This window comes from Mesorhizobium zhangyense, assembly GCF_011045115.1.
GTDB classification, from domain to species: domain Bacteria; phylum Pseudomonadota; class Alphaproteobacteria; order Rhizobiales; family Rhizobiaceae; genus Mesorhizobium_M; species Mesorhizobium_M zhangyense.
Genome location: NZ_JAAKZG010000013.1, coordinates 17,494 through 28,088, shown reverse-complemented (window position 1 = coordinate 28,088; position 10,595 = coordinate 17,494). Strand labels below are relative to the sequence as shown.

General features: G+C 61.6%; 9 protein-coding genes. 7 read left to right on the top strand and 2 right to left on the bottom strand.

The window, feature by feature from the left end:
• Window positions 1-774 (bottom strand): enoyl-CoA hydratase-related protein, encoded by a 774-nt coding sequence (locus G6N74_RS23540; protein WP_165120450.1) that lies wholly within the window; start codon window positions 772-774, stop codon window positions 1-3.
• Window positions 771-1,928 carry an acyl-CoA dehydrogenase family protein gene (locus tag G6N74_RS23535; RefSeq protein WP_165120449.1) on the bottom strand — a complete coding sequence of 386 codons (1,158 nt, stop codon included), beginning with the start codon at window positions 1,926-1,928 and terminating at the stop codon, window positions 771-773. The genes G6N74_RS23540 and G6N74_RS23535 overlap by 4 nt, the downstream gene beginning before the upstream one ends.
• Window positions 1,929-2,091: 163 nt before the next feature.
• Between G6N74_RS23535 and G6N74_RS23530 the strand changes: the two genes are divergently transcribed.
• From G6N74_RS23530 to G6N74_RS23500, 7 genes are all read left to right on the top strand, one after another.
• Complete coding sequence (locus G6N74_RS23530; RefSeq protein WP_165120448.1) at window positions 2,092-2,502, top strand: rhodanese-like domain-containing protein; 411 nt, start codon at window positions 2,092-2,094, stop codon at window positions 2,500-2,502.
• A gap of 101 nt (window positions 2,503-2,603) precedes the next feature.
• On the top strand, window positions 2,604-3,344 hold the full coding sequence (locus G6N74_RS23525; RefSeq protein ID WP_165120447.1) for an IclR family transcriptional regulator: 741 nt from the start codon (window positions 2,604-2,606) through the stop codon (window positions 3,342-3,344).
• Window positions 3,345-3,478: 134 nt separating this feature from the next.
• Complete coding sequence (locus G6N74_RS23520) at window positions 3,479-4,351, top strand: MaoC family dehydratase (RefSeq protein ID WP_165120446.1); 873 nt, start codon at window positions 3,479-3,481, stop codon at window positions 4,349-4,351.
• A complete protein-coding gene (locus tag G6N74_RS23515; RefSeq protein WP_165120445.1) occupies window positions 4,348-6,630 on the top strand; it encodes a molybdopterin-dependent oxidoreductase in 2,283 nt (760 codons plus the stop codon). The genes G6N74_RS23520 and G6N74_RS23515 overlap by 4 nt, the downstream gene beginning before the upstream one ends.
• On the top strand, window positions 6,627-7,409 hold the full coding sequence (locus tag G6N74_RS23510) for an SDR family oxidoreductase (protein ID WP_165120444.1): 783 nt from the start codon (window positions 6,627-6,629) through the stop codon (window positions 7,407-7,409). The genes G6N74_RS23515 and G6N74_RS23510 overlap by 4 nt, the downstream gene beginning before the upstream one ends.
• Window positions 7,406-8,359: a 3,5-dioxohexanoate:acetyl-CoA acetone transferase gene (gene kce, locus G6N74_RS23505; protein ID WP_165120443.1), complete on the top strand. Its 954-nt coding sequence runs from the start codon at window positions 7,406-7,408 to the stop codon at window positions 8,357-8,359. The genes G6N74_RS23510 and kce overlap by 4 nt, the downstream gene beginning before the upstream one ends.
• Window positions 8,360-8,480: 121 nt before the next feature.
• Window positions 8,481-10,076, top strand: a complete 1,596-nt coding sequence (locus G6N74_RS23500; protein ID WP_165120442.1) for an ABC transporter substrate-binding protein — start codon at window positions 8,481-8,483, stop codon at window positions 10,074-10,076.
• Window positions 10,077-10,595 lie beyond the last annotated feature (519 nt).

Here is a 10,595-nt window from a genome sequence, read left to right as displayed (position 1 = left end):
TTACTTTCCTGTCCAGCGTGGAGTGCGTTTTTCCGCAAAGGCGCGTGGTCCCTCCTTGTAGTCCTCGGAGGTGCGCAGCCGGTCGCGCCACGGAAGGCCGGCATAAAGTCGCTCGAAAGCCGCGCGATCGGACAGGCTCTCGACTTCGCGCGTTACCTCCAGAAGTGCCGCCACGGCCAGCGGCGCACCGGCAATGATCTGGGCGGCCATGTCGTGTGCGGTCTGCATCAGCTTTTCACGCGTAACGATCCGGTTGATGAAACCGTGGCGAAGCCCCTCCTCGGCAGTCATCCGACGGCCCGTCAGCAGGAGGTCGGAAGCGACGTTGACCGGCAGGCGACGGTGGGCCCGCCAGAGGCCGCCCGCTTCCGGGATGAAGCCGCGCTGCAGCTCCGGCAGCCCGAATTCGGCTTCAGGCACCGCGATGACCAGGGTGGCGAAAAGAGCGAACTCAAAGCCGCCGCCGACCGCCAGTCCGTTGACGGCGCAGATTATCGGCTTGATGAGGTCGTGGCGGTTCAGCGACATGAAACCGTGCGGCCCGAAATCCTCGCCATCTTCCCCGGCGGCGACTGCTTTCAGGTCCCACCCGGCAGAAAACATCCTTTCGCCGGCGCCGGTGACTATGCCAACCCGCAGCGACGGATCCTCGTTTACTCGCGTTAGCGCGGCGTCGAGATCGCGGCTCGCCTTCTGGTCTATGGCGTTGGCGGGAGCGTGGTCGAGCGTAATCTCCAGGACCTCGCCTTTTACCTCGGTCCTGACGCGGCTCATACGCGAAACTCCCGCAGGACGTCGCGCGAAATCAGGTCGCGATGGATCTCCGAGGTTCCCTCCCAGATGCGCTCGACGCGGACATCGCGCCACATGCGCTCGATCGGCCATTCCTTCGAGACACCCATTCCACCCAGCATCTGGAGAGCGTTGTCCGTGACCCGGCCTGCCATCTCGGATCCGAACAGGTTCACGATCGAGGCCTCACGCTGCGTGATCGTGCCGGCCTCGAGCTTGGCGGCGCCGTCCAGCACGAGAAGCCGCGTCGCCTGGATGTCCATCGCCATGTCGGCCAGCTTGAACGAAGTACCCTGGAACTCGCCGATGGTCTTGCCAAAGGCGCGCCTGGTGTTGGCATAAGTTGCCGCGATCCCCATCGCGCGCTCTGCAAGGCCGACCATATTGGCAGCAAGCATGATACGGCCCGAGAAGATCCAGCTCTTGGCGATGGCGAAACCGCCACCCTCTTCGCCGAGAATGTTGCGCGCGGGAACACGCACGTCCTCCAGGGCGATGGAACAGGACTTGAATCCACGATTGCCGACCAGTTCGAGCGGTCGCACCGAAACACCCGGAAGGTCCTTGTCGACGAGGAAGCAGGTGATCCGCTTCTGCGGTCCCTTGGGTGTCTCGTCCACACCGGTGACCGCGAACAGGATGATGAAGTCAGCCACCATCGCCATGGTGATGAAAATCTTTTCGCCGTTGATCACATAGTCGTCGCCGTCGCGAACCGCCCTGGTCGAGATCTGGCGCGCGTCCGAACCCGCCCCCGGCTCGGTCAGCCCGAAGCACTCCCAGCGCTCCCCGCTGATGACTGGCTTCAGATAGGTTTCGACCTGGTCGCCGACGCAGCTTTTGAGGATTGGCGCGGGACGGTTGCAGATAATCGACAGCGCCCTCGTGGTGCGGCCGAATTCGATCTCGGCCACCGAGCGCAGCGACTGCCCCAGCCCGCCGCCGCCGAGTTCCTCGGGCATGTTGAGGGCGTAGTATCCGGCTTTGATGGCCTTGGATTTAAGCTCGGCAAACAGGTCCGGAGGAACCTGGTCCTTCCCCTCCACGAGTGCTTCGTGCGGCATGAGTTCCTGATTGACGAAGGCCCGTACGCCGTCCGCAATCATCCGCTGGTCATCGGTGTAGGAAAGAGACACGCTTCTGGCACTCCGTGTTTGGGTCCCCGTCCCCACGGCGCCCGAACGTTTCAATATTTGACACCACGTTTTATCAATTTGCACAACTTGTCAATGCGGGTATAGTGCGATCAACGCCGACAAAATGATCGGCACAGTCTTGATCAAGCGAGGACCTGGAACCATGCCGTCGAACATCACCAGACCGGTCCAGGACATGATCGCGGAAGCCAACGCCAGGATCAAAACACTCAGCATGGACGAGGCACTTGCGATGCATGGCAGGGACGACGTCGTGTTCGTCGACCTGCGCGATCCGCGTGAGCTGCAGCGCGAGGGCAAGATTCCCGGCGCTTTTTCCTGCCCGCGGGGCATGCTCGAATTCTGGATCGATCCGCAAAGCCCCTACGCAAAACCGGTCTTCCAGGAAGACAAGACCTTCGTCTTCTATTGCGCGTCCGCCTGGCGCTCGGCGCTTGCGACGCAGGCCGCCCAGGAGATGGGCCTCGCTCCGGTTGCGCATATCGAGGGCGGCTTCACAAACTGGAAGAACTCCGGCGGCGCGGTCGAGGCAGTGGAACCCAAGCGTCCGTGAAACACTTGTCCTGCAAAGCCCGGTCGATGTAGGAGGATTTTCGAATAATTGAGCAAATTATGGTCGATGATTGAGTCGGCCGGTGTGGCGGAGGAATAGTCATGAGCGGCACTGTCGAAAAGGCGCTCACACTACTTGAGCTTCTGTCGAGCTATGATGCACCTGTGCGCATGGCAGAGCTGTCACGAGCCGCCGCAATGAACAAAAGCACCACTTTCCGCATGTTAGAAGTCATGTCGCAGCTGGGTTACGTCACGCAAGACGAGCCCAACGGGCGCTATATGATGACGACACGGATGTGGGAAATCGGTGTCCGCGCGTTCCACCGCCAGGATCTGCGCGCGGCCGCCAGACCCTACCTTCAGGAGCTTGTCGACGCGACGGGAGAGACTGCCCTTCTGACGAGTCGCGACGGACCGCATGTCATCATTGTGGAAAAGGTCGATTGCGCGCAGCACCTGCAGGCGATAGCACCGTTGGGCAGCCGCTCGCCGGTTCACGCCTCTTCCTTCGGCAAGGCGTTCCTGATGGCCGAGCTGGAACCGAAGCTGACGGATCTCGAACTGATCCGTTTCACTGACAAGACGATCACCGACGTTGAAGCATTGCGCGCCGATATCGATGAAGCTCGCCACAGCGGTGCTACGGTCGGCATCGACGAATATCGCGAAGGCGTATCGGGCGTGGCAGCGCCGGTGATCGGAACGGACGGCGTCGCATATGGCGCGATCGGCATCAGCCTTCCCACCTTCCGTCTTGCACCCAAGGCCATGCCGCGGCTCATGAAGAACGTGACGGAAGTCGCGCGACGGTTCTCCGAGCAGATCGGCTTTCGCACCTAGCGATCCGAGCGTCAGCATCCGACATCGATACTGCGCCGCGGGCGGCAGGCTTGCCGTTGCCTGAAGCAACTCGCCCAAGAAAATCGTTTCAATATTCGGCACCCTGTTGCAATTCTCGAAACAAGGTGCAAAGTTTGGTCGACTATTGGGATCAGGAAGGTTTCGGCTTGGCGATCGACCCCGACAAAGTTCTCGCACTCAGGATGCCTGAGCGGCAGGCTACCTACAGCGAGCGCGACGCCATGCTCTATGCATTGTGCTGCGGTGCCGGAGCACGCGGCGATCTCGCCTTCGTTTATGAAGACGCACTCAAGGTCATTCCGAGTTTTGGTCAGGACCTCTGTTTTGACGATTCCTGGCTGCCCGAGGCAGGCATCGATCTTGCGACAGTCGTGCATGGCGGGCTCGACCTGCGAATGCGAAAGCCTTTCGCACCCTCAGGCCGGCTGACCATCCGTCCTTCAGTAGCCGGGGTAACCGACAAGGGCGAGGGCCGGCCGGGGATGGTGCTGCTGAGGACCGAAATCCTCGATGGCGCGGACACCCTCTTCACGTCTTATTCCAATCTCGTCGCCATGGGCGGCGGCGGCTTCGGCGGCAACCGGGGCGAGACCTTCGAGATGATCCGCAATCCCGAAGCACAGCCGGACAGGACCTTCGATATCGAAAGCCGCGCAGACGGGCCGCTCCTCTTTCGGCTATTGGGGGATTTCAACCCGCTGCATGTCGTGCCGCAGGTTGCCCGCGCAGCCGGTTTCGACCGGCCCATCATGCACGGCGCGAACACATTCGGTCTCGTCTGCCACGCAATCCTGACGCAGTTCTGCGGTGGGGACCCCGCACGCATGACCCGTTTCGCGGCTCGGTTCAGCGGCCCGCTCTATCCCGGAGAGCGCATGACGCTTTCCTGCTGGCACGATGGCGGCAATGTACGGTTCGCGGCGCGCACCGTCGAGCGGGACAGTCCGGTTCTCGACGGCGGCATCGCCGAGATCGATCCGGCATGAACGCGACGCTCAGCCATTGGGGCATCGCGTACCCGGTCGTCGAGGACGGTCGGCTCGTCGCGATGTCACCATCGGAGGACGACCCCAACCATTCGCATATCAGCGACAACTACCTGGACGCCGTTCACAGCCCCATGCGCATCGAGCAGCCGATGATCCGTCGCGGCTATCTTGCCGGCGACGGCGGCGCGGCGCGCGGCGAGGACGCTTTCGTGCCGACATCGTGGGAGCACGCCACTCGGGTGCTGGCAGAGCACATGCGCGCGATCATCGCCGAAAGCGGCAACGAGGCCATCTTCGGCGGCTCCTATGGCTGGGCCAGCGCCGGTCGTTTCCACCACGCGCAAAGCCAGATACATCGCTTCCTCAATCTGGCCGGCGGCTATGTCCGCTCCGTCAACACCCACAGCCACGCCGCGGCCGAAGTCGTCCTGCCGCACATCATCGGCAGCCAGGACGGAATGGCCGACAACCAGACGCCCTGGGAGCTGATCGTCGGCCACACCGAGCTCTTCGTGGCTTTCGGCGGGCTGCCGCTGAAGAACACGCAGGTCAGCGCAGGGGGCGTCAGCCGCCACCGGGTTCGCGACCAGCTTCGCGCCGCTCGCGCAAGCGGCACGCGCTTCGTCAACATCGGCCCCTTGCGGGACGACGTCGACGCAGCACTTGATTCCGAATGGATAGCACCGCGCCCGAACACCGACGTCGCACTGATGCTCGGCCTCGCCTATGTCCTCGATACCGAGGGACTTGCAAACCGCGCGTTCCTGGACAGCCACACCGTCGGTTACGGCTCATTCCGCGCCTATCTCCTGGGCGAAACCGACGGAGTGCCGAAGACGCCGGAATGGGCGTCCGCCATCACTGGTCTTTCGTCCGATCTCATGCGGGACCTGGCGCGGCGCATGGCGAAGAGCCGCACGATGCTGTCGCTGTCATGGTCACTGCAGCGGGCAGATCATGGCGAACAGCCGGTGTGGATGCTTGTGACACTGGCGGCCATGCTCGGACAGATCGGCCTGCCCGGCGGCGGCTTTGGAACCGGCTATGCGGGTGCCAACCGCGTGGGTAACGCACCGCTGCCATTTTCCTGGCCGGCCTTCCCCCAATTCTCGAACCCGGTCCGCCGGTTCATACCGGTCGCGCGCCTGGGAGACATGCTCGAACATCCGGGCGCTCCTTTCGACTACAATGGCGCGCGCCATGTCTATCCCGACATCCGCCTGATCTGGTGGGCCGGTGGCAATCCATTCCACCACCAGCAGGATCTGAAACGGCTCCATCGTGTCTGGAAAAAGCCCGACCTCGTCGTTGTGCAGGAACCGTTGTGGAACGCTATCGCCCGTCATGCCGATATCATCCTGCCCTGCACCCTCCCGATCGAACGCAACGACCTCGGCATCGCCAAGGCCGAGCCGCATCTGGTGGCGATGAAACAGGTGCTGGCGCCGGTCGGCCAGTCGCGCAACGACTATGACATCCTGGCGATGGTCAGCAGCGAACTCGGCTTCGGCGAGCAGTTCACCGAAGGCCGCAACGACATGGACTGGCTGCGGCATATGTATGGCGAAAGCGTCACCGTGGCCGTGCGTCATGGCTACAATCTGCCGGATTTCGAGACATTCTGGGAGATGGGCGAACACCGGTTCGAGCCTCGCATCGAGCCCAAGGCGCTCATGCAGGATTTCCGCCGCAATCCGTTAGCTCATCCCCTTCCAACGCCGTCCGGCCGGATCGAAATCCGCTCGGAGCGCGTGGCAGGCTTCGGTTATGACGATTGCCCGGGCCAGCCGACCTGGTTCGAACCGGCCGAGTGGCTGGGCAATGCGCCGGAAGGGGCACTGCATCTCATCTCCAACCAGCCCTCGCGCAAGCTGCACAGCCAGCTCGATCTCGGCCGGCATTCCCGTGATGGCAAGATCAGCGGGCGCGAACCGGCCCGGCTCCACCCATCGGAAGCCGGCAAGCGCGGCATTCGCGACGGCGATGTCATTCTCGTCCGTTCCGCGCGAGGCTCCTGTCTCGGCGGCGCCATTCTCAGCAACGATGTGGCTCCGGGCGTGCTGCAGATGTCGACCGGTGCCTGGCTTGATCTCGATGCCGATGGGCTTGATCGCCACGGCAACGTCAATGTGCTCACGCTCGACAAGCCCACCTCGCGCCTGGCGCAGGGGCCGACAGCCCACACAACCGTTGTTTTCGTGGAAAAATTAAAGGGCGAAGCGCCCGAAGTGCGGGCTTTCGAGCCACCTGAACTGGAGTATCGGAAACTGACATGACAAGTGCAGACTATTGGACCAACCAGCGGGTGATCATCACTGCCGGCGCAAGCGGTATTGGCCTGAGCATTGCGCAGGCGATGCACGATCTGGGCGCAAAGATCTGGATCTGCGACATCACCGAATCCGGGCTCGCTGAAGCCAAGGCGCAATTGCCGGGCATACACACCATGGTCTGTGACGTGGCGGACCCGGCCGCCTGCGATGCCTTCGTCAAGGCTGCTACGGCCGACATGGGCGGGCTCGACATCCTGGTGAACAACGCCGGCATCGCCGGCCCGGCCGCTCCCGTTCAGGAGATCAGCACCGAAGACTGGAAGCGCTGTTTCGAAGTCAATGTGAACGGCCAGTTCTTCATGGCTCGCGCTGTTATCCCGCACCTGAAGAAGAACCAGTCCGGTTCGATCGTCTGCATGGCCTCCGTCGCCGGGAAATACGCCTTCGGCCTGCGCTCGCCTTACGCCTCCTCGAAGGCCGCGGTCATCGCGCTCGCCCGCGCGCTTTCGGTCGAACTCGGTCCGGACCAGATCCGTGTCAACGCCATTGCGCCCGGCGTCGTTTCCGGCGACCGGATCAAGCGCGTTTTCACCGATCGCGCAAAGACGCGCGGCGTCAGCTACGACGAAATGGCAGCCATCGCCCTGCGCGCCGTCTCAATGAAAACCATGGTTGAACCAGAAGAAATCGCGGCGCTGGTCGTCTACCTGACCGGTCCCTCCGGCCGGCCCATCTCCGGACAGGTGATGCAAATCTGCGGCGGACTGGAGTATACGGAATGAGCACCATCGACAAAGCAGACCGCAACCGGGTCATCATCACCTGCGCGATAACGGGTGCCACTCACACACCCACGATGTCGGAGTTCCTGCCAACGACGCCGGATGCAATCATCGAGCAGGCAATCGGTGCAGCCAAGGCCGGGGCGGCGGTCATTCATCTGCATGCACGTGATCCCGAAACGCATCGTCCGACCGCGAATCTGGACATCTGGCTTCACATCCTGCGCTCGATCCGCAGCGAAACCGACGCCATCCTCAACATGACCACCGGCGGGTCGACCTTCATGTCCATCGAGGATCGCCTTCTCGCGCCCTCCACCGCATCGCCGGAACTCTGCTCCTGCAATATGGGCTCCATGAACTTCGGCACCTATGCGATGATCGAAAAGTACAAGGGCAAGTGGAAGTTCGACTGGGAAGAGGAATACCTGGAAGCCTCCCGCGCTGCGATCTTCCGAAACACATTCGCCGACATCGAAACCATCCTCACCACGCTCGGCAAAGGCGGAACGCGCTTTGAGTTCGAGTGCTACGATGTAGGCCACCTCTACAACCTCGCCCATATGCTCGACCGGGGCCTTGTCGAGACGCCGATGTTTCTCCAGCTGATCGTCGGCACCCTCGGAGGCATCGGTCCCGGCCCGGAAAACCTGATGTTCATGAAGGAAACCGCCGACCGCCTGTTTGGCGCGGGTTCCTATCAATGGTCGGTGCTTGCGGGCGGACGCCATCAACTGAACATGGCTACCATGGCAGCGACCATGGGTGGCAATGTCCGGGTCGGGCTGGAGGACAGCCTCTATGCCGGGCGCGGCCGCCTGGCGCGATCCAATGCCGAACAGGTCACGATGATCCGCAGCATAATTGAAGGCTTGACCAAGGAAATCGCCACACCGGCGGATGCGCGGCGGATGCTCGGCCTGAAGGGGGCTGAAAAGGTTGCCTACTGACCGTCGGTTTGAACTGGGACGGTGGCGGCAGCGACCGCCTTCCCGGCATAGCGATACGAAACGCTGCATGGAATGACGGGTGAACTAGGATCCGGACCGGATCGATCCACGGGAGACCAAGATGAAACGACGTGAATTCCTGGCATTCGGCAGCGCCCTAGCGGCAACCACAATGCTGCCTGCGAAGTGGGCGTTCGCCCAGTCTCGCGCCAATAGCCTGCGGGTCCTGAGCGAGGGAGCCGCCAATTCCTTCGACAGCTTCTCTGTCGGCGTGAACCGCAACTCTCTGCAGATAACCTGGAATGTTTACGACCGCCTGGTCAAGTTCGGCTACAAGAAGCGGGACGACGGCATCGGCTACTACGATTATTTCGACATCCAGCCGGAACTGGCCGAAAGCTACGAAGTTTCGGAAGACAAGAAGTCCATCACCTTCCACTTGCGCAAGGACGCCGTCTTCCACGACGGAAGCCCGGTTACGGCCGAAGACGTGAAATGGTCGCTCGACCGCGTTGTCGCGAGCCCGATCGGCCTTGCCCAGTTTGGCACCGGGTCGATGAAAGAAGCGTCCCAATTCGTTGTGGTCGATCCTCACACCGTGCGCGTCGACCTGCCCCAACCGGACCGGTTCGCACTGCCAAACCTTGCCTTGACCTACCCGATCATCGTCAATTCCAAGCTGGCGCTGCAGCATGCAACCGCTGCCGACCCCCTAGCGTCGGAATGGCTGAAGGCAAATCCGGCCGGCGGCGGCGCCTACAAGGTAGCGCGGGCCAATGTCGGCGAACGCATCCTGTTCGAGCGTTTCGCGGACTGGAAATCGGGCGAACTCCCCGGTTTCGAGCAAGTCCTCTGGCAGACCGTCCCGGCGGCCGAAAGCCGTGTCGCCGCGCTCATCAAGGGCGATACCGACATCGCGCAGGATCTTCCGCCCAAGGACGTGATCGAGCTTCTGAAGAACGACAAGGTGAAGGTCGTGGGGGTGCCGACATCGAGCTTCCAGTTCATCGGCATGAACAACCAGATGGCGCCCTTCAACGACCTGCGCGTGCGCCAGGCAATCGCTTATGCTCTGCCTTATGAAGCCATGTTCCAGGCGGCGCTGTTCGGCCGGGGTGAAGCACTTTACGGCGGCAAGCCGGGTGCTCCGGAAACCACCAAGTTCCCGCAGCCGCTCGGCTATTCGACCGACCTCGACAAGGCTCGATCGCTGATGGCGGAGTCGGGTCATGCCAACGGCTTCGACACGACCTTTTCGTTCGAACTGTCGTTGGCGACGGTCGCCGAACCGGTCGCGCTGTTGCTGCAGGAAGCACTCGGCCAGATCGGCATCCGCGTCACCATCGACAAGGTTCCGGCCGGACAATTGGGCACACTCCTGCAGGAGAAGAAGATACCCTTCTATTTCGAGGGATCGACTTCTTACCTCGCGGATCCGGACTACTTCTTCCGCGTCTTCTATTATGGCGAGACACGGTGGAATTTTGGAGCCTACCAGAATCCGGAGTTCATCTCACTGGTCGACAAGACGCGCTACGAGACTGACCAGGCGGTTTATGACGCCGACATCAAGCGGATGATCGAACTGGTGAAGGAGGAAATTCCGATCATCCTGCTGTGGCACCCGTCACTCGACACCGGCATGGTCAAATCGGTCGAAAACTACAGCTACACCTTCCATCGGCAGCTGGATTTCAGGCCGTTGACCCGCGCCTGAGTGAACTCCCCATGATCTGTTGCCGTGGCGCCCAGTCACGGCAACGCTCAAATCCACCTCGGCGTTCTGACGCATCACAGGGCCGGGGAATAGCGCGATTCAATCGACGAAGTTGAACCTGTCGATGTCGAGTAGGCCGCGATCGGTAATCTTTGAGTCTAGAGCGGTTCAGTTTTTATAGAATCGTTGAACCGCTCTAAGTATTTGTTTTTACAAAATTCCGGACGAAAACCGTTTCATACTTTTCCTGGAATTGCTCTAGGCAGAACTGCTGGAGCGCAGGAAATATTCTCGCAGCAACGGTTCCGACACAATGCATCCACGATGCCTTGGCTCCAGAGAGCGAAGGCATCGTGGGTGGGTCGAAGAATTCAGCACTGACACCTGCATGCGTCACTTTTGCGATGGCCAGCGCTTGGATGCCGGCTTTCTCCTGTCGGAAGCCGCCGATCAGACGCTCGTCCGTAACTCCAATCCGTGACCCCAGCGCCGCCTCCGAGTTGGAAGGTGTAAGCGCCC

What these genes read in the sequence shown, in the direction of transcription:
- G6N74_RS23510 (WP_165120444.1), top strand. Translation starts at nt 6,627, where the DNA reads ATGACAAGTGCAGACTATTGGACCAACCAGCGGGTGATCATCACTGCC.
- G6N74_RS23530 (WP_165120448.1), top strand. Translation starts at nt 2,092, where the DNA reads ATGCCGTCGAACATCACCAGACCGGTCCAGGACATGATCGCGGAAGCC.
- G6N74_RS23540 (WP_165120450.1), bottom strand. Translation starts at nt 774, where the DNA reads ATGAGCCGCGTCAGGACCGAGGTAAAAGGCGAGGTCCTGGAGATTACG.
- G6N74_RS23525 (WP_165120447.1), top strand. Translation starts at nt 2,604, where the DNA reads ATGAGCGGCACTGTCGAAAAGGCGCTCACACTACTTGAGCTTCTGTCG.
- G6N74_RS23500 (WP_165120442.1), top strand. Translation starts at nt 8,481, where the DNA reads ATGAAACGACGTGAATTCCTGGCATTCGGCAGCGCCCTAGCGGCAACC.
- G6N74_RS23515 (WP_165120445.1), top strand. Translation starts at nt 4,348, where the DNA reads ATGAACGCGACGCTCAGCCATTGGGGCATCGCGTACCCGGTCGTCGAG.
- kce (WP_165120443.1), top strand. Translation starts at nt 7,406, where the DNA reads ATGAGCACCATCGACAAAGCAGACCGCAACCGGGTCATCATCACCTGC.